This window comes from Pseudomonas sp. m6p, assembly GCF_055760375.1.
On sequence record NZ_CM147084.1, the window covers coordinates 2,558,808 to 2,580,464 of the forward strand.

A 21,657-nucleotide genomic window follows, 5' to 3' on the forward strand; every position below is an offset into this window, starting at 1 on the left:
ATGAATCGTTCCCTGCTGCTGCTTGCTCTCTTCGGCTGTGCCAGCGCCATGGCCGCCGAGCCCGGGTCAGTCAACAACGCCGACATTCAGGACACCGGTGTCCAGTACCGCGGCAACTTCAACGTCAACCAGGCCGCTGGCGACCAGATGCAACAGACCAATACCAAAGCGATCGCCATCGGCACCAACGCCAGCGCCACAACCATCGTCAGGCAAAAGCTGGATACCCCAGCCAACCCGTCGATGAACGCCAGCGCCACCATTGGCGGCACCTCTTTCAGTAATGGCAACGGAATCCTGGGCGTGAACCAGGGTGCCGGGGCCAACAACCAAATGGCCAACGTGACGCGCGTCAGCATCAGTGCTGCCCCGCAAAGCGTTGACGACAGCGCCCTGTCGCAACAGAACGTGGCGCTTTTACCGAGCTCAGGAGCAACTGGTACCTCACCCGGCAGTCGCCAGGTCACGACAAGTGATCAGGCCTTCACCGGCAGCCGAGGGGTAATCCAGGTGAACCAGAGTGCCGGGGTGGGGAACCGTATGGCTAACACCCTGAGCATCCGGGTCGCTGACTGACCCAAACAACAAAAGCAGTGCAATTAGAAAGTACCAACACTTAACCAACTAATAAGCACGATGGAGAAACACCATGAAAACTACAATGGCTCTCAAACCACTGGTTTTCGCACTTGCAGCAGTAATGGCAATGGCGGCTCAAGCAGGCGGTAATGATCATGGTAACAATGGTGGTCACGGTCACAACCCTCCTCCACCAAAAGGCCCTACCCTGGAAGAACTGCTGCAAATCGGCGCAGGTGCCGGTGCTGCAGTACTTGACGTGCAGAACAACGCCGACAACACCGTCCTGAACCAGGGCACTCAAAACAACGCTGGCATCAGCGGATCGCTCAACGGCGCCAACGGTAACGTCGGCGCAAACAACGTGGCCGGTGACGGCAACCAGCAAGACAACGCCGCTGCACTGGCAACCGCCGACGAGAGCTTCATCTTCGGCTCTGCGGTGTCCGCTTCCAGCGCCACTCAAGTCAACAGCAACAACACCGTTGGCAACTACTCCACCACTAACAACGCCGGCATGAACAACGTCGGCAACAGTGGCTCGGGTAACATCGGCGTGAACAACGCTGCCGGCAACTTCAACCAACAGAAAAACAACCTGGCAATCGCTGTGTCCGGTGGACGTGTAGCGCAAGCCGCTGCCGCTGCCAACCAAAGCACTACCGGTCTGCAAGTCGGCAACAACGGCACTCAGACCTTCAAGAAAGATACCCTCACTGGCACTGTCGCCGCCGTCGGCGTATTCGGCGCCGTGGGCGAAGCTACCATCAAGGGTGACAGCCACGGCGGTGGCGGTTACGGCAATGACGACAGAGGCCATGGCGGCAATGGCGGTAGCAAAGATCAAAAAGCTACCTTCGAAGCTGTCGGTGCCTTCGGCCTGGCGGGTGTGACCACTCAACAAGTGCTGACCCCAGACGGCTGGAAAAACCCTGTCACCAACACTGCCAGCATGACCAACGTAGGCAACAACTGGTCGGGCAACGGTGGCTTCAACAACGCCTCCGGTGTGGGCAACCAACAAAGCAACTCGCTGTCCATCGCTGCAGGTTGCAAAGCCTGCATGTAATCGCGATCGAAACGAAAGCCCCGGAAACGGGGCTTTTCCTCAGTCCGCAAAGGCGTATCGATCATGCGTAAGACTGCCTTTATCGCCCTGCTTTGCCTGTCCGGCCTGACCCAGGCTGCCCAGATGCCCGTCGCTGCCCTGCCCGGCGGCGTACTCGTCTACAAAAACGTGCAAAGCATTCGAGAGCGCAAGTTTGCCGACATCGTCGAACAGAAAACCGATTTCAGCTGCGGCGCCGCCGCACTGGCCACGGTATTGCGCCAGGCCTATTGGCTCGACGTCGATGAAGAGCACATCATCAAAGGCATGCTGGTCAACGCCGACCAGGACCTTGTTCGCACTCAGGGTTTTTCCATGCTGGACATGAAGCGCTACGTAGAAAGCATCGGCATGCGCGCCAGGGGTTACAAGATTCCACCGGAGAAGCTCGACGCAGTCACAATCCCGGTGGTGGTACTGTTGGAAATTCGCGGCTACAAGCATTTCGTGGTACTGCAGCGTTCGGACAAGGATTGGGTTTACATCGGAGATCCCGTCTTAGGCCACAAACGCTACACCCATGATGACTTTGTCAAAGGTTGGAACGGCATCGTCTTCGCCATCGTCGGCCCCGGTTATGACAAAACCAATGCATTGCGCTCACCACCGACCCCGCTGACGGCCAAGAACAAGCTGGATAACTTCAACCCTGTCAAAGATGCTGAATTGATGGACTTCGGGTTCATACAGAGCGACTTCTTTTAGGGATGGTCTGAAGTAGCCATGTATTTCCCCGGCATACCACCTAGCGCAACTTTTAAACTCGCCAAATGATCAAAAAACAATCAATTCGACGAGTATTTCTTACGTTTTCGCCACCCGGACCCCACTCCGGTGGCCATTTCCCGCATTACAGGCGCACCTCTCCTGCATTCGTCAGTAAATGTCGGCGCGCCATCCACAGGTTCGACAGAGCGAACAGTGTCACCAGTTGCGCCGTGTTTTTGGCCAAGCCGCGAAAGCGCACCTTGGTGTAACCGAACTGGCGCTTGATTACCCGGAACGGATGCTCGACCTTGGCGCGCACCTGAGCCTTGGCCTTTTCAATCTTGCGCTTGGCTTTGTACAGCACGCTGCGCTTATCGAGTTTTTTGTAGGTGCTGCGGCGTGCCGCCACCTGCCAGATAACTTCACGTCCTTCATGCTCGGGCCGCTTTTCGACACCGGTGTAGCCTGCATCGGCGCAGACCACGTTTTCGTCGCCATGCAGCAATTTGTCCACCTGGGTGACATCCGCCACATTGGCCGCCGTGCCCACTACGCTGTGCACCAGACCCGATTCGTCATCGGCGCCGATGTGGGCCTTCATGCCAAAATAATACTGGTTTCCCTTCTTGGTCTGGTGCATTTCCGGGTCGCGCTTGCCGTCCTTGTTCTTGGTCGAACTGGGCGCATTGATCAGCGTTGCATCGACGATGGTGCCCTGGCGCAGCGACAGGCCGCGGTCGCCCAGATAGCCATTGATGACAGCGAGGATGCCGGCCGCCAGCTCGTGTTTCTCCAGCAAGCGGCGGAAGTTGAGAATGGTGGTTTCGTCGGGGATGCGCTCCAGGTTCAGCCCGGCAAACTGGCGCAGGATCGTGGTTTCGTACAGCGCTTCCTCCATCGCTGGATCGCTGTAGCCGAACCAGTTCTGCAGCAGATGCACACGCAGCATCGCCATCAACGGGTAGGCCGGACGGCCACCTTCACCTTTCGGATAATGTGGCTCGATCAAAGCAATCAAGCCCTTCCACGGCACCACCCGATCCATCTCGATCAGGAACAACTCCTTGCGGGTTTGCTTGCGCTTGCCAGCGTACTCGGCGTCGGCGAAGGTCATCTGCTTCATCGGGAAACTCGGTGGGTGGGGTCGCGGTATTTTGCCAAATCAGAAAGTCTTTTTCAGAGTTTCCTTAATCGCCGATTATAAAGAATGGGGCTGGATGTCCCGGGAGCAGCAGATGAAAACCTCATACTGGCTGGCCGCCGCCTGCCTGGCAGCGAGCGCGTCAGGCTATGCCAATGCAGGGTTCAAACCTATCGAAATCCAGGATCAGGAGCTGTCACAGCTTCGGGGTCGTTACGTCATGCCGGGGCGGATCATCAGCTTCGGCATTGTCATGAGCAGTACCTGGCGCAACGCCAGCGGTGATCTGATCGGCGCTGCGACGTCGATGCAAATCCAGGCCGCCACGATCAAACCGGAATTTTATGTCTCGACCATCAAGGAACAGGGCAACGGCAGCACCCCGACGCCGGGTACTGGCAATGTCATTGGTGGTGCGGCACTCAACAGCAGCCAGGGCGTGACCCAAAGCGTGCGCGCCGCCGGCGACGGCAACACCGCCAACAACAATGTGGCGATCAACGTAAAAGAGGCCAACACCCCTCCTCCACTGGCCCCCGCACAAGGTCAGGCCCTGATCGCCGGGCAAACCATCGGTGCCAGCAATGCCGCTGGCAACGTCGCCGTTTCGGCCAGCAGCAGTGGCGTGCAAATGGCGATCCAGGCCTCGGGAAATCAGGGCACCGCCCTGCAACAAATCGCCCAGGGTGGCCTGCTGCAGAACACGCGCCTGCTGGGCAGCGCCAACGTGGTCAACAACATGACCCAACTCAATGTTGTACTTAACAATAACGGCATCAGCCCCGGCGCACTGGACTGCAACCTGACTCAACTCAGGGCACTACGCAATATCGGATATTGAACTACGCTGAGTCTCGATCATTGGGCTTAAAGGGACGGCTTATTCATGTATCGATCAGTATCACTGCGTGCCGCTGTATGTCTGAGTACTCTTCTACCTGCGGCGATGCTGCAAGCAGCACCCGACGCAGATGTGGAGACCCTGAAACAGGAACTTCTGGAGCTGAAGCAACGATACGAAGTACAACAAAAGGCCCTGGCGGTGCTCGAACAACGGGTCCGTCAGGTTGAAGATCAACCGGCAGCGCCGCAACCCAAACGGCTGGCCAAGTCGCCGTCTGACATGAAAGGCAATCCAAAAGTCGCTACCAGCACCGGCGCGCCCGGGACTGGGGCGGCAGCAGCGTCGGGGGGCGCAGCAGGGGGCAGTGGCGCGTCTTACGGCCAGTCGCTGGCCGACGATTCGCAACCGGCACAGAGTGTGTCAAACCTCTACGACGAGGCCAGCGGCTTCTTCGGTGGTGGCAAATTCAGCTTTGAAACCGGTGTGACCTACTCGCGTTACGACACCCGGCAGCTGATCCTCAACGGCTTCCTCGCACTGGACTCGATCTTTCTGGGCAACATCAACCTAGACCGGATCAAGGCCGACACCTGGACGCTGGACCTGACCGGCCGCTACAACTTCGACAACCGCTGGCAGTTCGACGTCAACGTACCGGTGGTCTACCGCGAGTCGACCTACCAGTCCGGCGGCGGCAACGGTGGTGCATCGAACGTCACGACGGAACAGGATGTTTCGCGTGATCCAACCATCGGCGACGTCAACTTCGGTATCGCCTACAAGTTCCTCGACGAGTCGGTCAACACCCCGGACGCCGTGGTCACCCTGCGCGTCAAGGCGCCAACCGGCAAGGATCCGTTCGGGATCAAATTGCGCCAGACCGATGCCAACTCCAACCTGTTCGTGCCTGATACCTTGCCCACCGGTAACGGCGTCTGGTCGATCACCCCCGGGGTTTCGCTGGTCAAGACGTTCGACCCGGCGGTGTTGTTCGGCAGCCTGTCCTACACCCACAACCTGGAGGAGTCGTTCGACGACATCAGTGCCACCGTCAATCAGAAAACGCCAGGCAAGGTCAGCATTGGCGACAGCTTCCAGATCGGCGCCGGTATCGCGTTTGCACTCAACGAAAAGATGAGTATGTCGTTTTCGATGTCTGATCTGGTGCAACGCCGCAGTAAACTCAAACCCGATGGCGGGGATTGGCAATCGGTGGTGTCCAGTGACGCCAACGCGGGTTACTTCAACGTCGGCATGACCATTGCCGCCACGGACAACCTGACCATCGTACCCAACCTGTCGATCGGCATGACCCCGGATGCCCCGGACTTCTCCTTCAGCCTGAAATTCCCGTACTACTTCTAACGTAAAAGATCGCAGCCTGCGGCAGCTCCTACAGGGATTACAACTGTAGGAGTTGTCGCAGGCTGCGATCTTTTGATCTTTGGTTTCTAGCGAATCTGATGCTTGTGCAGCAGGCGATAAAACGTTGGCCGGGAGACCCCAAGCACTTTCGCTGCGACGCTGAGGTTGTCGCTGTGCCGGTTCAATACATCGCACAAGGCCTGGCGTTCGGCCCGGGTCTTGTAGTCTTCAAGCGTGCCCATCGGCGTGGCGATTGAGTGCTGACTGATCAACCCCAAGTCCCGGGCTTCAATTTGCCGCCCCTCCGCCAGCACCAGGCCCCGTCGCACGCGATTGGCCAGCTCGCGCACGTTACCCGGCCAGTCGTGCTTGCCCATGGCGATCAACGCATCCTCGCTGAAGCTGCGTGGACGGCGGCCGGTTTCATGACTGTAGAAATGAGAAAAGTGGTTGGCCAGCATCGACAGATCACCGTGTCGCTCGCGTAATGGCGCGGTCACCACTTGCAGCACATTGAGACGGTAATACAGGTCTTCGCGAAAGCGTTTTTTCTCGATGGCGGCTTCCAGGTCGACGTGGGTGGCCGCGAGGACGCGCACATCCACCGGAATCGGCTGGCTGCCACCGACACGCTCAATGTGTTTCTCCTGCAGGAAACGCAGGAGGTTGGCCTGCAACTCCAGCGGCAAATCACCGATTTCATCAAGAAACAGCGTGCCACCGTTGGCCGCTTCAATGCGCCCGACCTTGCGCTGATGGGCACCGGTAAAGGCACCTTTTTCGTGGCCAAACAGTTCGGACTGAATCAAGTGCTCGGGAATCGCCCCGCAGTTGATCGCCACAAACGGCTTGCTGTGGCGCTGGGACTGGCGGTGCAGCGTGCGCGCGACCAGTTCTTTGCCGGTACCGCTTTCACCGCGGATCAGTACCGGGGACTCGGTCGGCGCCAGTTTGCTCAACAGTTTTCGCAGCTCGCGGATCGGCTTGCTGTCGCCGAGCAACTCGTGTTCCGGCTGATCGACATGAATCGTGCCTTGTCCACGCAAACGCGCCATGCCAAACGCGCGCCCAAGGGTCACCTGGACCCGCGAGACATCGAACGGCAATGTATGGAAATCGAAGAACCATTCGCAGACGAAGTCGCCAACGTTTTGCAACCGCAGGACCTCCTGATTCAACACCGCGATCCACTCGGTGCCGCTGCGGCTGATCAGTTCCTTGACGGCTTCCGGGCGCTCGAGGTGAAAAGGTTGCAATCTGAGCAGGCCGACGTCGCATGGCCGATCGGCGGCATTTTCCAGGGTACAGCTGTCGACATCCCAGCCGACCGCGCGCAATCCGGGTAACAGGCGGTGGCAGTCGTCACAGGGGTCGACTACCAATAAACGTCGTAACGCTGGCGCTTCGATCATGACTGTTCCTTGGCGCCAAATTTAAGGAAATTATTGTAAAAACAGTCATTTGGCAGACCCGACTGTAACATTAGCAAGAAATTGACAGGGGCTTGTATCGATTGCTTATAGGTGTACAAGCTAATGAGTTATAAGAAGCCGGGTTATTAGTTAGCTATCGAGTTGCTCTCTTTCGCCAAGCTTTCAAAAACTGTCGAAATCTTGAGCATAAGCAATAAAGTTGAAATTTCTCCGTTTCGTGTGTGACCTGCTTCGGGGTTGCGTGCATCAGTACAAGTAACCAGCCGAACGGTAAGCCCAACCGACGGCACATCACTTGATTGGGCACGACAGAGAGAAGACCCCATGACCGCCCCGCTCCGTATCAACGAAGCTCTTTTGATTGCCAACCACGCATTTAAACCTTTCCAGTGCGTGGCCTGGGCCCCACAAGACGGCAACGGCGAACTGAACCTGACCGTCATCGACCGTACCAATTCGCATATCGGCCGCAAGCAGATTCCAAGCAGCGCTTACTCCGATCCGGCGCAACTGGAACAACTGCTGCAGCAGGCACGCGCCGAACTCAGCGAAGAAGGTTACCTGTTGCAATCGTGGTCGATGCCGCACTGATCAGAAGGTAATGCGGACGACTTCCAGTCGTCCGCCCCGCTCTTTTTATTGATCTGTTGCTGTTTATCTCCAGTACTTTTGTACAACTTTCCTTAAAGCGTCAGGCGACACTGCTTGGCAGGCTTTCATTTGGTACAAAAAGACACTGTTCTGGCACAGTGCGACCCTCCACCTGTTAGTTATGTCAGTTGTACTTCGGCGTATTCAGGGATTGAATGTTTCGCTCATGCAGTTACCCACCCGAATCGGGCCTGGTCAACTTGCAAGGAGAAGCATGCATGTCCCCCGAGAACGCCATTGCGCTCCCGCCGCCAAAGACTAACGCCGGGCAACTCGACAGAGATTTTGCCCACTTCGGCATTGCTCAAGTGTATTTCGCCGGCAGCGTGTCGAGCATGACTCAAGGCCTGGCTCTGGATCCACAAGGCCGGGTGTTGGTGGCTGCCAAGATTGGCACTGCCGATGGCAGCCGTTTTGGGCTGGCGCGAATGCTTCCCGACGGTTCTGCCGATCTCGGCTTCGGCGCTCAAGGCAGTGTGATCGGCGAATTCGCCCCCGGATTCGAAGCCATGGGCGCAAAGGTGCAAGTGTTGCCAGACGGACGCATTCTGCTGGCCGGTCTGCATTATGAAAACGCTCACCGTACCCTGCCCGCCTTCGCCCGATTCACGGCTGACGGCTTGTCTGACCCATCGTTTGGCGACAATGGTCGACAAGTCGTGCGCCTGCCGGGTGACCTGTCCGTCGGCTCTCGGGATAGCTGGCTTCCGCCCGGCGTGCCGGGGGCCGAAGCATGCGACTTCGCGGTGCAGGACGACGGGCACATTCTGTTGATCGCCAATCACCACTTCGAATTGGCCGACCATGCCGGCATGCTGATTCGTCTGACTCCAAACGGGACCCTCGATCCCGGCTTCAATGGCCGTGGATTCGTGATGATCCGTCACCTGCTGCTCAACACCTGGCTCAACAGCCTGCTGCTGCAAGAGGATGGGCGCATCATCGTTGCCGGCGCCATCGACTTTCCTCAGGAAGGTCTGGTGGCACGTTATCTACCTGACGGACGTCTGGATGAGCGCTTCGCGGTGGACGGTTTCCTCGCCTTCAAGGCCCACGGACAAAGCGCGATGGTCAGTCAGGTGCTGCATTCGATGGAACACCTGCACTGCTTTGGCAGCAGCCGCGACCCGATCCGCTGCATGGCGCTGAGCCTGCACCCCAACGGTCGCCCGGAGTTGCGCAACAATGCCGGCCACCCGCATCTGCTGGAGATCGGCCCCAGTGGCTGCCAGTGGAGCGCGGCGCAGTGCATGACCGATGGCCGCATCATCGCGGTGGGCGCGACGATTGGCGGTATCGAGGCCGATTTCATCGTCGCGCGCTATCTGGCCGACGGCCAACTCGACCGCGAGTTCGGTAACGGCCACGGCTGGTTGCGCACGCGACTGGGACGCAGCCTGGATATCGCCAACTCACTGGCGGTGCAGGCCGACGGACACATCCTGGTCGGCGGCTATTCTCTGGACGGCAACTACCGGGCCATGGTTGCCCGCTATCTGAATCAATAACCCCCCGAGACTTGAACTTGCCAGTCACTTGCGGCACTTTGCGCGCTTCTTAATACAAGGAGCAACCGATGTCCGGTTCACTGGCCCAGGCCTTCGCGCATAATTTCCTCGGGCATTCGCCCCGCTGGTACAAGGCGTGCATCGTCGGGTTCCTGATCCTCAATGCCGTGGTGCTATTTACCGTCGGCCCGGTCGCCGCTGGCTGGCTGCTGGTGATCGAATTCATTTTCACTCTGGCCATGGCCCTCAAGTGCTATCCGTTGATGCCCGGCGGCTTGTTGTTGATTGAAGCCCTGCTGCTGAAGATGACCACGCCGCAGGCGCTATACGATGAGTTGGTGCACAACTTCCCGGTGATCCTGCTGCTGATGTTCATGGTCGCAGGCATTTACTTCATGAAGGATCTGCTGCTGTTTCTGTTCTCGCGGCTGCTGCTGGGCGTACGCTCCAAGGCGATTCTGGCGCTGATGTTCTGCTTCCTTTCGGCGTTTCTGTCGGCGTTTCTCGATGCCCTGACCGTGACGGCGGTGATCATCAGCGCCGCCGTCGGCTTCTATTCGGTTTACCACCGTGTGGCCTCGGGCAACGATCCGCGTCAGGACAGTGGATTCAGCGACGACCGACACTTGCCGGTGCTGCACCATGACGACCTGGAACAGTTTCGGGCGTTTCTGCGCAGCCTGCTGATGCATGGCGCTGTGGGCACCGCACTTGGCGGCGTCTGCACCTTGGTGGGCGAACCGCAGAACCTGTTGATCGGCCATGAGATGGGGTGGCACTTCGCGGCGTTCTTCCAGAAAGTCGCACCGGTCTCGTTGCCGGTGCTGGTGGCGGGGCTGGCAACCTGCGTACTGCTGGAAAAACTGCGCTGGTTTGGCTACGGCACCCTGTTGCCGGACAACGTGCGTACTGTACTGGCTAACTACGCCGCCGAAGATGACGCCGAACGCACTCCGCGTCAGCGTGCCGCGCTGCTGGTACAAGGCACTGCTGCGTTGATTCTGATTGGCTGCCTGGCGTTTCACGTTGCCGAAGTCGGCTTGATCGGCCTGATGGTGATCGTGTTGATCACCGCGTTTACCGGCATCACCGACGAACACCGCCTGGGTAACGCATTCAAGGACGCCATGCCGTTCACCGCGTTGCTGGTGGTGTTCTTCGCCGTGGTCGCGGTGATTCATGATCAACAGCTGTTTGCCCCGTTGATCCGATGGGTGCTGGCACTGCCGGCGGATCAACAGCCGGGCATGCTGTTCATTGCCAACGGTCTGCTCTCGGCGATCAGCGATAACGTGTTCGTCGCCACGATCTACATCACCGAAGTGAAACAGGCCTTCCTGTCCGGGCACATGAGCCGCGAGCATTTCGAGACGCTGGCCATTGCGATCAACACCGGCACCAACCTGCCGAGCGTGGCGACGCCAAACGGTCAGGCTGCATTCCTGTTCCTGCTGACCTCGGCGATTGCCCCGCTGGTGCGACTCTCGTACGGGCGCATGGTGTGGATGGCGCTGCCCTACACCGTGGTGATGGGCCTGCTGGGTTGGTATGCCGTCAGCTACTGGCTCTGACAACAACCTCATGCAGGAGCTGCCGCAGGCTGCGATCTGTTGATCTTGCTGCATAAAAAAAACAAGATCAAAAGATCGCAGCCAGCGGCAGCTCCTGCAAGTGTTACGGGAGGATGTACTTCTCGATCGCCAGGGCTACGCCATCTTCGGTGTTTGGCGCGGTCACCACGTCAGCCTGCCGCTTGACCGCCTCCTCTGCCTGCCCCATGGCTATCGCCAATCCTGCGCAATGGAACATCGCCGGGTCGTTACCGCCATCGCCAATCGCCGCCGTCTGCTCCAGCGGGATGCCCAGATGCGCAGCAATCGTCGACAGCGCGGTGCCCTTGTTGGCCTCCAGCGCCGTCACGTCCAGATAAACCGGCTGCGAACGCGACACCTGAGCCATGCCGTTGACCTTGGGCAGCAGGCGCGCCTCAAGTTCAACCAGCAAATCCGTGTTGTTGCTGGTCGCGACGATCTTGTCGATGCGCTCCAGAAACGGCTCGAAACTCTCGACCACCACCGGCGGATAACCGAGGCCGTGCTGTTCGCGCGGCACCATCGGCCCGTGCGGATCCTTGAGCAGCCAGTCGCCACCGCTGAACACCCAGATTTCCACTTCCGGCTGATCGGCGAACAACGCCAAAGCAATCAACGCCGTCGGCACCGGCAGGTAATGCGCCACCAGCACGCTGCCGTCCGGATTGACGATGGTGCCGCCATTGAAAGCGGCGGTTGGCAGATCGACCCCCAAGGCTTCGATCTGCTGCAGCATGGCCTTGGGCGGGCGCCCGGTGGCCAGGCTGAACAACACGCCCGCCTCGCGCAGCGAACGCACCGCATCGATGGTGCGCTGACTCAGGCTGTGATCGGGCAGCAACAGCGTGCCGTCCATGTCACTCAATAAAAAACGGATCGACTCACTCATCCCAGACCATGCCAGACGCGACCATCGCGAGTCAGCAGATCGTTGGCGGCTTGTGGACCGTCTTCCCCGGCGGCGTAAGTCTGCACGCTCGCATCCTGTTGCCAGGCATCAAGGAACGGTTGCACCGCGCGCCAGCCGTTCTCGATATTGTCGGCGCGCTGGAACAGCGTCTGGTCGCCGGTCAGGCAGTCGTAGATCAGCGTTTCGTAACCGGTGGACGGCTGCATTTCGAAGAAATCCTTGTAAGCGAACCCCAGCTCGATGTTGGCCATGTTCAACGCCGGTCCCGGCCGTTTTGCCAACAGGTCGAACCACATGCCTTCGTTGGGCTGGATCTGGATACGCAGATACGTCGGCTGCAGTTCATCGACTTCGGTGTCGCGGAACTGCGCATACGGCGCCGGTTTGAAGCAGATGACGATTTCGGTGTCGCGCACGCTCATGCGCTTGCCGGTGCGCAGGTAGAACGGCACGCCAACCCAGCGCCAGTTATCGATCATGACTTTCAGCGCGACATAGGTTTCGGTGTTGCTGTCAGGCGACACGTTGGCTTCCTGGCGATAGCCATTCAACGCTTTGCCATCGACTTCACCGGCGCTGTACTGACCCCGTACCGAATTGGCCCGCGCCTCTTCGACGCTCCACGGGCGGATCGCGCCGACCACTTTGGCCTTTTCACCGCGCACAGCGTCGGCGCCAAACGCGGCCGGCGGCTCCATGGCAACCATCGCCAGCAACTGGAACAGATGATTGGGCACCATGTCGCGCAGCGCACCGGTGTGCTCGTAAAAACTGCCACGGGTTTCGACGCCGACGGTTTCTGCCGCGGTGATTTGCACGTGGTCGATGTAATGGTTGTTCCAGAAGGCCTCGAACAGGCTGTTGGAGAACCGGCTGACCAGAATGTTCTGCACGGTTTCCTTGCCCAGATAATGGTCGATCCGATAGATCTGTTTCTCGGACATGACCTTGAGCAGGCAGGCGTTCAAGGCTTCGGCAGTATGCAGATCGGAACCAAACGGTTTCTCGATCACCACCCTTCTGAACGCTTCGGGGGTTTCTTCGAGCAGTTTGGCGGCGCCGAGACGGCGCACCACTTCACTGAAAAAACGTGGCGCGGTGGCCAGGTAGAACACCGCGTTGCCCGTGCCGCTGTCGGCGATTTTTGCCGCCAGCGCGGAATAGGTGCTGTCGTCCAGGAAATCGCCCTGGACGTAGCTGATACCTTTGGCGAGCTTGGCCCACAAGGCCGGATCAAGCATCTGATCGCCCTTGCCGACCTTCGCCGCCACTTCGGTACGAATGAAGTCTTCGAGTTTTTGCGCGAAGGCCTCATCGGTAATGGCGTTGTGATCAACGCCGACGATCCGCAGATTTTCGTCAAGCAAGCCGTCGCGACTGAGGTTGTACAGCGCCGGCATCAGCAAGCGCTTGACCAGGTCGCCGTGGGCACCGAACAGAAACAGCGTGGTCGGTGGTGCGGGTTCTGCCTTGGATTTTCTGCGGATCGTATGGGTCATTTCTTCGGTGTCTCCACGTGGCCGCCGAAGCCGAAGCGCTGGGCCGAGAGAATCTTGTCGCCAAACGTGCCCTGACCGCGCGAGCGGTAGCGCGAGAACAGCGAGTTGGACAGCACCGGTACCGGCACCGCTTGTTCCATGGCCGCTTCGATGGTCCATTGACCTTCGCCGCTGTCCGCCACCGAACCGGAGAACCCGTCGAGCTTCGGATCGCTGGCCAGCGCGTCGGCGGTCAGGTCGAGCAGCCAGGAGGAAACGACGCTGCCACGACGCCAGACTTCAGCGATGTCGGCCACGTTCAGGTCGAAACGCTGATCTTCCGGCAGGCGTTCGCTGGATTTGGTCTTGAGGATGTCGAAGCCCTCGGCAAACGCGGCCATCATGCCGTACTCGATGCCGTTGTGAATCATCTTCACGAAGTGCCCGGCACCGGCGGGACCGGCGTGGATGTAGCCGTGTTCGGCGCGGTGATCCTCGGACTTGCGGTCCTTGGTGCGCGGAATCTCGCCCATGCCCGGCGCCAGAGCGGCGAACAGCGGATCCAGACGGTTCACGGTCTCTGCATCACCGCCGATCATCATGCAGTAACCGCGCTCCAGGCCCCAGACGCCGCCGGAGGTGCCAACGTCGATGTAGTGCAGGCCTTTTTCGGCGAGGGTCTTGGCCCGGCGAATGTCATCCTTATAGTTGGTGTTGCCGCCATCGATGATGGTGTCGCCGGCTTCCAGCAAATCGCTCAGGGTGTTGATGGTGTCTTCGGTCGGCGCACCCGCCGGCAGCATGACCCACACGGCACGTGGCTTGGCCAGGCCGGCGACCAGCGCAGGCAGATCGGCAACGCCCGTGGCGCCCTCGGCGGCCAGGGTGTCGACAAAGGCGGTATTGCGGTCGTAAACAACGGTGGTGTGACCGTTGAGCATCAGACGCCGCGCAATATTGCCGCCCATGCGGCCCAGTCCAATAATCCCGAGTTGCATGTGCTGATGCTCCTTACTACAAATAAATGTGTGTCATTGGTTATAGCCCAACGCGACTAATGGAGGTTAGTCCAGAGCGTCGGGCCGAAGTTTCCGGGCATTGTGCCCGATCCAGACTGATAACGCCCCGAATCATGCCGAAGACACACCGACCATGAAAAATAAAAAAGTTCCATTCATGGGCAAAAGAAATCAAAATTGGCGCCGATAGCAGATCAGTAGCCCGGCACCGGGACAATCTGCAGTTGAGACACGCCATTTGCGAGGTGAGCAATGGGCACAGTACACACAGCAATGCCGCCACAAACCCTGTATGTCACGATCCGTCGCGATGAATTGCGCCAGTTGAAGGACGAGCGCGACCAATTGAAGCAGGAGCTGGCGCAACTGCGCTCGCTGACCCAGGGCGCTCAGCCCAAACCTCTGCCGGTTGTCCAGCGTCAACCGCACGCCTGACCTGCCCCGCCCGCTTCGGGAACGGCGCCCGTCGTTCCCGTCATGATCCGCTCCTGCCAACAATCAGCAACTAACGAAGTTTTCACATTACGTTCGTGATACTCGCGCCCATTCTGGCCGTGCGTTTGCGCGCGGCTTCCGTTCGTCGGTTTGATGTAGTGTTCCGGCGGTGGTTAGTGACGATGAGCTGGAGTGCTGAATGGCATTGTTCAAACGCAGCAAAACGACTGCGACAGGTTTCGACTGGGCCGGGGTTCTCTGGCTCTTTGCTTTTTTCTGGTACTTCTCGGGCATCACCCAACTGTTGATCCAACTGACCGGGACCTCCGGTTTCAGCGGTTTCCGTCAGGCCTTCGTGATGAGTGCGCTGTGGCTCGCCCCGATGCTGGCGTTCCCCAAACGCACCAAACTGCTGGCTGCGCTGATCGGTATTGTCCTGTGGGCCTGCTCCATGGCCAGCCTGGGCTACTTCTTCATCTATCAGCAGGAATTCTCGCAAAGCGTCATTTTCATCATGTTCGAGTCGAACGTGTCGGAAGCCGGCGAGTACATGACCCAGTACTTTGCCTGGTGGATGATCCCGGCGTTCCTCGCGCATACCGCTTTCGCCTATTTCCTGTGGACCCGCCTGCGCCCGGTGTACATGCCCCGAGGCCGTGCGTTCGTGGCTGCGATCGCGATCGTCTTCGCCGTAGTCGGCTACCCGCTGATCAAGCAGACCCAGCGTACCGGCAGTTTCGCCGGCGGCTTCGAGAAGTTCGAAGACCGCATCGAGCCAGCGGTGCCTTGGCAAATGGCCGTGGCTTACCACCGATACCTCGACACTCTGGCCGGCATGCAGGACATGCTGCACAGTGCAAGCAAGGTTCCGCCGCTGCATAACCTCAAGGCTGCCGACGCGGATAAACCGTCGACGCTGGTACTGGTGATCGGCGAATCGACCAACCGCCAGCGCATGAGCCTGTATGGCTATGGCCGCAAGACCACGCCGGAACTGGACAAGCTCAAGGATCAGCTCGCGGTGTTCGACAACGTCATCACCCCGCGCCCGTACACCATTGAGGCGTTGCAGCAGGTGCTGACCTTCGCCGACGAAGAGAATCCGGACTTGTACCTGTCCACGCCGTCACTGGTCAGCATGATGAAGCAGGCCGGCTATAAGACCTTCTGGATCACCAACCAGCAGACCATGACCAAGCGCAACACCATGCTCACGACCTTCTCCGAACAGGCCGACGAGCAGGTGTACCTGAACAACAACCGCAACCAGAACGCCGCGCAGTACGACGGTGACGTGATTGAGCCGTTCAACAAGGCGCTGAGCGACCCGGCGCAGCGCAAGTTGATCGTCGTGCATCTGCTCGGCACGCACATGAGCTATCAGTACCGCTATCCGCCGACCTTCGACAAGTTCCAGGACCGTACCGGCGTGCCGGCCGGTGTGCGTGACGATCAGGTGCCGACCTACAACAGCTACGACAACGCCGTGCTGTACAACGATTTCGTGGTATCGAGCCTGATCAAGGACTACGCCAAGTCCGATCCGAATGGTTTCCTGCTGTATCTCTCCGACCACGGTGAAGATGTGTTTGACTCGGTCGGCCACAACACCCTCGGCCGTAACGAGAACAAACCGACCGCGCCGATGTACACCATTCCGTTCATGGCCTGGGCATCGCCGAAATGGCGCGAGAACCATGACTGGAACTTTGCCGCCGACCTGAGCCGGCCGTACAGCAGCTCGCATCTGATCCACACCTGGGCGGACATGGCCGGTCTGAGTTTCGATGAACTGGACCGCAGCAAGAGCCTGGTCAGCGACAGCTTCAAACAGCGTCCGCTGATGATTGGCAACCCGTATGAACGCGAGCAGCGCGCCCTGATCGACTTCAGCCTGATGAAGCCGAAAAAGGTCGAGCCCACCGCAGCGAATGTCGTGCAGCAGTAACCGCCTGGAAGGCGCCGGTTACGAGAGATCGCAATCGGAGTAACGCATAAAGAAAAAGCTCCGTATCGCAAGATACGGAGCTTTTTTCGTTCTGGGCGGTCAGGTTGCCTGCTTTTACGGGGCTCTGCTGTGCCGCCTGCGGGAAATCGGAGCGGCCAGCATGTTCGCACGCCCCCTCCCCCTTGAAAAAGCAGCCAGCGCGCCCACAGGGCGTCAGCCAATCGCGCCGCCAGGTCCAAGGTTTTTTCCAGCACAAAAGCAAACGCCCCGAACAAGTCGGGGCGTTTGTGGGTGCATTCGCTTGGGTGCTTTCACACCCTTCGCGTTGCAGATCCGGCGCGATCAGTAAGCCTTGCCGGTCTTGTAGAAGTTCTCGAAGCAGAAGTTGGTCGCTTCGATGTAGCCTTCAGCGCCACCGCAGTCAAAACGCTTGCCCTTGAACTTGTAGGCCATGACGCAGCCATTCTGGGCTTGCTTCATCAGGGCGTCGGTGATCTGGATTTCACCGCCCTTGCCTGGCTCGGTCTGCTCGATCAGGTCGAAGATGTCCGGCGTCAGGATGTAACGACCGATGATCGCCAGGTTCGACGGCGCATCTTCCGGCTTTGGCTTCTCGACCATGCTGTGGACGCGGTAGATGTCGTCGCGGATCATCTCGCCGGCGATCACGCCGTACTTGCTGGTTTCCTGCGGGTCAACTTCCTGAATGGCGATGATCGAGCAGCGGAACTGCTTGTACAGCTTGACCATCTGGGTCAGTACGCCGTCGCCTTCGAGGTTGACGCACAGGTCGTCCGCCAGTACCACAGCGAAGGGTTCGTCACCGATCAGCGGGCGACCGGTGAGGATCGCATGGCCCAGACCTTTCATTTCGGTCTGACGGGTGTAGGAGAACGAGCACTCGTCCAGCAGCTTGCGGATGCCGACCAGGTATTTCTCTTTGTCGGTGCCCTTGATCTGGTTTTCCAGCTCGTAGCTGATGTCGAAGTGGTCTTCCAGAGCGCGCTTGCCACGACCAGTCACGATCGAGATTTCAGTCAGGCCAGCGTCCAGAGCTTCTTCAACGCCGTACTGGATCAGTGGCTTGTTTACCACCGGCAGCATTTCTTTGGGCATGGCTTTAGTCGCTGGCAGGAAGCGAGTACCGTAACCGGCTGCTGGGAACAAGCATTTCTTGATCATATAAGTCCTTGAAAGGGCTGTGTGTACGAGTTTCGGCGCAGTCTAATCAGGCGGCGTGCACCTTACAATGCCCCGCACTGGCTAACCGATGCCAACATAGAGAAATATTCTCGCCGATAGTTCCGTTGGCGACTTCGACCCGCGAAAACAGAGTAGCTCAAACACGCAGATGCGCCGCATCACTCTACGCTCATCATCCCCCAATGTGAGGATTTGTCGGTATCATGGCGCCTTTGAACCAGCGAACGAGACAGATAGATGGCCGCGGTAAAAATCATCAACGGGTATGTGATCGACAAGAAAGACGGCAAGTGGAACCTGACCACAACCAATGGCGAACACATCGCCGGGCCTTTCGACAGCGAGCAGCTGGCGACTGATGTGGCGTCGGTGTTCACTGACACCCCTGCGTCGTCCAAACGCCGTGGCAAAGATCAGGACTGACCGGTTGCGACACGCGCCGAGCCCTGCCCTTGCGCAGGGCTTTTTTGTGGCCGCTCGCAAACCCGATGAAAACAAGTGGCCAATCGCTATAACCTTTTCACTCCGGCGCTGTCAGAGCGTTTAGCCCTCCCTCGCTGAAGACGACACACTTATGAACATGAACAGATTGCTGCCGCTGATCGCGGTATTGGCCCTGGGTGGCTGTGCCACCTCGCAAACCACCTACCTGAACAACGGCGAACAGGGTTTGAGTATCGACTGCTCCGGGGAAGCCAACTCCTGGGCCACCTGCTACGAAAAAGCCGATGCCTCCTGCGCGGGCACCGGTTATCGCATTGTCGGTACCGACGGCACGCCTGCACCCAAGGACAGCGACAAGACCTTGGGAGTCGATGTCGGCAACTACAAGAATCGCAGCGTGGTGGTGGTCTGCAAATAGACCTACATGTGGATCTCGGCGAATTTGATCCCGAGCCCGCGCACGATCTCAATCAGGTCATCGAGCCGGGCGAAGGATTCGACTTCGTCGTTATCGTCGACCAGAAAATAGCTGCGACCGGCGCTCTTCTTGAAAAACACGATCCACTCACCCGAGTTCGCCGGATTCTGAATCACATGCGTGGCAGAGATAAGGCCCTCTGCATGCCGTTCCCGTACTTGCTCTCGCTTCATGCGCGACTCCAGAAATGAAAATGCCGCCACAGCATGACTGTGGCGGCATTGGTGCTGATGGCCGTTATTCTATCAGCCGGAAATGCAGGCATTGGCGGCGTTTTGCACGTCGCGAGGACGAATCGGCACATTGGACATGCGCTCATGCAACTTGATGCTGCTGCCGCCGGAACGATCGTCGATATCAAACACCGCTGCCGCGCCAGTGGAAAATTTCCCGGGAACAATCACCCGCACGCCATCCTTGTGCGGCTGCATCTGCAGTGCGCCGCGACTGTTAGCCAGCTTGTCCGCCAGGCACTGCGCATACTCATGGGGTTTCTTGCCGGAAATCACGCTCATGGTGGGCAAGGTTTCATTGATTTCGGAAACACTCGCGCAACCACCCATGACCAACATCAACGGCAGACACACCACACCCCACTTCATACAAATACCTCCCATAAAGACCCTCGGACAGCAGTAATGCCATTTTTCTCCGAGGCTTACTCCATTAAACCCGCAGCGAATCGCGAATAACCGTTTTTAATTGTCAAAGCAGCGCTCGACGGCGGGATAATAACCCGTTCGGGCTGATAAACTGCGCCAATCGCACATGCTATCGTTTTGATTTAGTAGAAAAAGCCCTTCTGGAGGCGCCCATGAAATTCATTCACCAGCGCGAGCACCTCAACGAAGACGACATTGTCGTCATCCAATGCTCGCAAACCTGCAACATCCGTTTGATGAACGACGCCAACTTCCGCGCGTTCAAGAACGGCGGCCGCCACACCTACCACGGCGGCGCTTTCGACACGTTTCCTGCGCGCATCACCGCGCCGAGCACTGGTTTCTGGAACATCACCATCGACACCGTCAGCCGGCGCGCCATCAGCGTCACGCGCAAACCGACCCTGACCCACTCGATCAAGATCATCCGCCGCTCCAGTTCCAAACTGAGCTGAGTCGCCCCAACGCAAAGGTAAGCATGACCGTGGCCCAAACGACCAAATACGTCATCAAATACAAGCTCAACGGTGAACGCCGCTTCGAGTTCGCGCAACTGCAAAACGGCACCGTGGAAGAAGCCAAGGCTGCACTGGATGCCATCCACGGCCAGACTGAGGATGTGATCAGCGATATCGCCGTCAGCAAAGCCCTGTAACCAATCAACCCGGATTCGACCGCAAGCGACGGAGTGTTCTGCCGCCGGGATTTGCCCAGACTGACAGCCTCGACCAAAGGGTTCAGGAGTCAGAATGTCAATGTCCCCGTCTCGGCTGGATGCGCTCGATTGGGCGTGCCTCGAACAGCATCTGGATCAATATGGCTATGCCATCGTCCGCTCGCTGCTGTCGGCGCAAACCTGCGAGCGCTTGAGCGCCCTGTATTCGCAGACCGAACCGTTTCGTTCGCAGGTCATCATGGCCCGCCACGGTTTCGGTCGCGGGGAATACAAGTACTTCAGCTATCCCCTGCCGACAACCGTCGAACGTCTGCGCACTGCGCTTTACCCGCGTCTGGTGCCGCTGGCTAACCGCTGGTACGAGCGCATGAATCTGCCCGTGCGCTTTCCCGCGACCCATGCCGGGTTCGTGCAGCGCTGTCACGATGCCGGCCAACTGCGGCCCACACCCTTGCTGTTGCAATACGGCCCGCAGGACTACAACTGCCTGCATCAGGATCTGTACGGAGAACTGGTTTTCCCACTGCAAGTGGCGATTCTTCTGTCGGAGCCCGGACAGGATTTTACCGGTGGTGAGTTCGTCCTGACCGAGCAGCGTCCACGCCTGCAGTCGCGACCACACGTCGTGGATCTGCAAAAGGGTGACGCCGTTATATTCGCGGTCAACCAGCGCCCGGTCAGCGGCACACGCGGCGATTATCGGGTGACCATGCGTCATGGCGTCAGTCGCCTGCACAGCGGAAACCGGCATACTCTGGGCATCATCTTCCACGACGCAATATGAGCAGCATGCAACCGAGCCACTTCGACCTGTTCGCCGACCACGAACCCGAGCAACAACCCCGCGCCGAGCGAATCGGCGAACAATCGTGGGTGTTGCGCGGTTTCGCCCTGCCGATGATCGATCAACTGTTGCCGGCGCTGGACGGCGTTCTCACCGCAGCGCCATTGCGTCACATGATGACCCCGGGCGGTTTCAGCATGTCGGTGGGCACCAGCAGCTGCGGAGCGCTGGGCTGGATCACCGATCGCAGCGGTTATCGCTACAGCACCGTGGATCCGCTGAGCGGCAGACCATGGCCGGCAATGCCCCAAGTGTTGTTCGAACTGGCACAGAGAGCGGCGCAGCGCGCAGGATTTGCCGGATTTCACGCCGACTCCTGCCTGATCAACCAATATGTCCCCGGCGCCAAGATGTCTTTGCACCAGGACAAAGACGAACATGCCTACGCGGCGCCGATCGTTTCGCTGTCATTGGGGTTGCCGGCAATGTTCCTGTTCGGTGGTTTTGTCCGCAGCGACAAGAGCCAGCGCATTCCTCTGCTGCACGGCGACATGGTGGTCTGGGGCGGGGTCGATCGCCTGCGTTTTCACGGTGTGCTGCCGATCAAGCCCGGGCGGCATCCGCAGTTGGGCGAACGCCGGATCAACCTGACCTTGCGTGTCGCCGGGTGAACTGAAAAGTTTGACCGCAA

24 protein-coding genes are annotated in these 21,657 nt (G+C 58.8%); 16 read left to right on the top strand and 8 right to left on the bottom strand.

Going from position 1 to position 21,657, the window contains the following annotated elements; genetic code table 11:
- From ACYZUM_RS11520 to ACYZUM_RS11530, 3 genes are all read left to right on the top strand, one after another.
- Entirely contained in the window at window positions 1-576 is a 576-nt protein-coding gene (locus tag ACYZUM_RS11520) for a hypothetical protein (RefSeq protein ID WP_041064433.1), read from the top strand.
- 73 nt (window positions 577-649) lie between these two features.
- Entirely contained in the window at window positions 650-1,648 is a 999-nt protein-coding gene (locus ACYZUM_RS11525) for an autotransporter outer membrane beta-barrel domain-containing protein (RefSeq protein WP_108182807.1), read from the top strand.
- Window positions 1,649-1,711: 63 nt separating this feature from the next.
- Window positions 1,712-2,392, top strand: a complete 681-nt coding sequence (locus ACYZUM_RS11530) for a C39 family peptidase (RefSeq protein ID WP_041064439.1) — start codon at window positions 1,712-1,714, stop codon at window positions 2,390-2,392.
- A 145-nt stretch (window positions 2,393-2,537) separates the two neighbouring features.
- Here the strand turns inward: ACYZUM_RS11530 and ACYZUM_RS11535 are convergent, their stop codons facing one another.
- Complete coding sequence (locus tag ACYZUM_RS11535) at window positions 2,538-3,518, bottom strand: IS5-like element IS1384 family transposase (protein ID WP_010466230.1); 981 nt, start codon at window positions 3,516-3,518, stop codon at window positions 2,538-2,540.
- 112 nt (window positions 3,519-3,630) lie between these two features.
- Here ACYZUM_RS11535 and ACYZUM_RS11540 point away from each other — a divergent pair, with 112 nt between their 5' ends.
- Together ACYZUM_RS11540 and ACYZUM_RS11545 are read left to right on the top strand one after the other, a co-directional pair.
- Window positions 3,631-4,377, top strand: a complete 747-nt coding sequence (locus tag ACYZUM_RS11540) for a hypothetical protein (RefSeq protein ID WP_041064441.1) — start codon at window positions 3,631-3,633, stop codon at window positions 4,375-4,377.
- Between the two features lie 45 nt (window positions 4,378-4,422).
- Window positions 4,423-5,745, top strand: coding sequence for a hypothetical protein (locus ACYZUM_RS11545; RefSeq protein WP_108182808.1), 1,323 nt, complete (start codon window positions 4,423-4,425; stop codon window positions 5,743-5,745).
- Window positions 5,746-5,831: 86 nt separating this feature from the next.
- Here ACYZUM_RS11545 and ACYZUM_RS11550 read toward each other — a convergent pair whose 3' ends face one another.
- On the bottom strand, window positions 5,832-7,157 hold the full coding sequence (locus ACYZUM_RS11550) for a sigma-54 dependent transcriptional regulator (RefSeq protein WP_041064445.1): 1,326 nt from the start codon (window positions 7,155-7,157) through the stop codon (window positions 5,832-5,834).
- 345 nt (window positions 7,158-7,502) lie between these two features.
- On the opposite strand from ACYZUM_RS11550, the gene ACYZUM_RS11555 reads away from it, so the two are divergent.
- The 3 genes from ACYZUM_RS11555 (at window position 7,503) to nhaB (ending at window position 10,908) form a co-directional block, all read left to right on the top strand.
- Window positions 7,503-7,769 (top strand): hypothetical protein, encoded by a 267-nt coding sequence (locus tag ACYZUM_RS11555; protein ID WP_041064446.1) that lies wholly within the window; start codon window positions 7,503-7,505, stop codon window positions 7,767-7,769.
- Between the two features lie 278 nt (window positions 7,770-8,047).
- Complete coding sequence (locus ACYZUM_RS11560) at window positions 8,048-9,337, top strand: NHL repeat-containing protein (RefSeq protein WP_108182809.1); 1,290 nt, start codon at window positions 8,048-8,050, stop codon at window positions 9,335-9,337.
- A 68-nt stretch (window positions 9,338-9,405) separates the two neighbouring features.
- Complete coding sequence (gene nhaB / locus ACYZUM_RS11565) at window positions 9,406-10,908, top strand: sodium/proton antiporter NhaB (protein WP_108182810.1); 1,503 nt, start codon at window positions 9,406-9,408, stop codon at window positions 10,906-10,908.
- A gap of 103 nt (window positions 10,909-11,011) precedes the next feature.
- Here the strand turns inward: nhaB and ACYZUM_RS11570 are convergent, their stop codons facing one another.
- Genes ACYZUM_RS11570 through gnd form a run of 3 tightly spaced genes read right to left on the bottom strand, consistent with a single transcriptional unit; the run spans window position 11,012 to window position 14,339 of the window.
- Complete coding sequence (locus ACYZUM_RS11570; protein WP_108182811.1) at window positions 11,012-11,818, bottom strand: HAD family hydrolase; 807 nt, start codon at window positions 11,816-11,818, stop codon at window positions 11,012-11,014.
- The gene (gene zwf / locus ACYZUM_RS11575; protein WP_041064450.1) at window positions 11,815-13,338 is read right to left on the bottom strand and encodes a glucose-6-phosphate dehydrogenase; all 1,524 of its coding nucleotides are present in this window, start codon (window positions 13,336-13,338) and stop codon (window positions 11,815-11,817) included. Before zwf ends, ACYZUM_RS11570 begins: the two co-directional genes overlap by 4 nt.
- Window positions 13,335-14,339 (bottom strand): phosphogluconate dehydrogenase (NAD(+)-dependent, decarboxylating), encoded by a 1,005-nt coding sequence (gene gnd / locus ACYZUM_RS11580; protein ID WP_305809626.1) that lies wholly within the window; start codon window positions 14,337-14,339, stop codon window positions 13,335-13,337. The genes zwf and gnd overlap by 4 nt, the downstream gene beginning before the upstream one ends.
- A gap of 249 nt (window positions 14,340-14,588) precedes the next feature.
- On the opposite strand from gnd, the gene ACYZUM_RS11585 reads away from it, so the two are divergent.
- Together ACYZUM_RS11585 and ACYZUM_RS11590 are read left to right on the top strand one after the other, a co-directional pair.
- Window positions 14,589-14,771, top strand: coding sequence for a DUF6026 family protein (locus ACYZUM_RS11585; protein WP_041064455.1), 183 nt, complete (start codon window positions 14,589-14,591; stop codon window positions 14,769-14,771).
- A gap of 199 nt (window positions 14,772-14,970) precedes the next feature.
- On the top strand, window positions 14,971-16,719 hold the full coding sequence (locus tag ACYZUM_RS11590; protein WP_086791409.1) for a phosphoethanolamine transferase CptA: 1,749 nt from the start codon (window positions 14,971-14,973) through the stop codon (window positions 16,717-16,719).
- 342 nt (window positions 16,720-17,061) lie between these two features.
- On the opposite strand, the gene galU is transcribed toward ACYZUM_RS11590, so the two are convergent.
- The gene (gene galU / locus ACYZUM_RS11595; protein ID WP_007912230.1) at window positions 17,062-17,901 is read right to left on the bottom strand and encodes a UTP--glucose-1-phosphate uridylyltransferase GalU; all 840 of its coding nucleotides are present in this window, start codon (window positions 17,899-17,901) and stop codon (window positions 17,062-17,064) included.
- 258 nt (window positions 17,902-18,159) lie between these two features.
- Between galU and ACYZUM_RS11600 the strand changes: the two genes are divergently transcribed.
- Both ACYZUM_RS11600 and ACYZUM_RS11605 read left to right on the top strand, forming a co-directional pair.
- A complete protein-coding gene (locus tag ACYZUM_RS11600) occupies window positions 18,160-18,345 on the top strand; it encodes a hypothetical protein (protein ID WP_007964653.1) in 186 nt (61 codons plus the stop codon).
- A 151-nt stretch (window positions 18,346-18,496) separates the two neighbouring features.
- Entirely contained in the window at window positions 18,497-18,784 is a 288-nt protein-coding gene (locus tag ACYZUM_RS11605) for a hypothetical protein (RefSeq protein ID WP_084234123.1), read from the top strand.
- Between the two features lie 2 nt (window positions 18,785-18,786).
- Here the strand turns inward: ACYZUM_RS11605 and ACYZUM_RS11610 are convergent, their stop codons facing one another.
- Entirely contained in the window at window positions 18,787-19,017 is a 231-nt protein-coding gene (locus tag ACYZUM_RS11610; protein WP_027612691.1) for a hypothetical protein, read from the bottom strand.
- A 72-nt stretch (window positions 19,018-19,089) separates the two neighbouring features.
- Window positions 19,090-19,446, bottom strand: coding sequence for a hypothetical protein (locus ACYZUM_RS11615; protein ID WP_003225393.1), 357 nt, complete (start codon window positions 19,444-19,446; stop codon window positions 19,090-19,092).
- Window positions 19,447-19,658: 212 nt separating this feature from the next.
- Between ACYZUM_RS11615 and ACYZUM_RS11620 the strand changes: the two genes are divergently transcribed.
- From ACYZUM_RS11620 to alkB, 4 genes are all read left to right on the top strand, one after another.
- Window positions 19,659-19,961, top strand: a complete 303-nt coding sequence (locus ACYZUM_RS11620; RefSeq protein WP_041064472.1) for a DUF1883 domain-containing protein — start codon at window positions 19,659-19,661, stop codon at window positions 19,959-19,961.
- A gap of 23 nt (window positions 19,962-19,984) precedes the next feature.
- Entirely contained in the window at window positions 19,985-20,161 is a 177-nt protein-coding gene (locus tag ACYZUM_RS11625) for a hypothetical protein (protein WP_162531605.1), read from the top strand.
- 94 nt (window positions 20,162-20,255) lie between these two features.
- Complete coding sequence (locus tag ACYZUM_RS11630; protein ID WP_108182812.1) at window positions 20,256-20,966, top strand: 2OG-Fe(II) oxygenase; 711 nt, start codon at window positions 20,256-20,258, stop codon at window positions 20,964-20,966.
- Between the two features lie 5 nt (window positions 20,967-20,971).
- Window positions 20,972-21,637, top strand: a complete 666-nt coding sequence (gene alkB / locus ACYZUM_RS11635) for a DNA oxidative demethylase AlkB (protein WP_108184402.1) — start codon at window positions 20,972-20,974, stop codon at window positions 21,635-21,637.
- The last annotated feature ends 20 nt before the right edge of the window (window positions 21,638-21,657 follow it).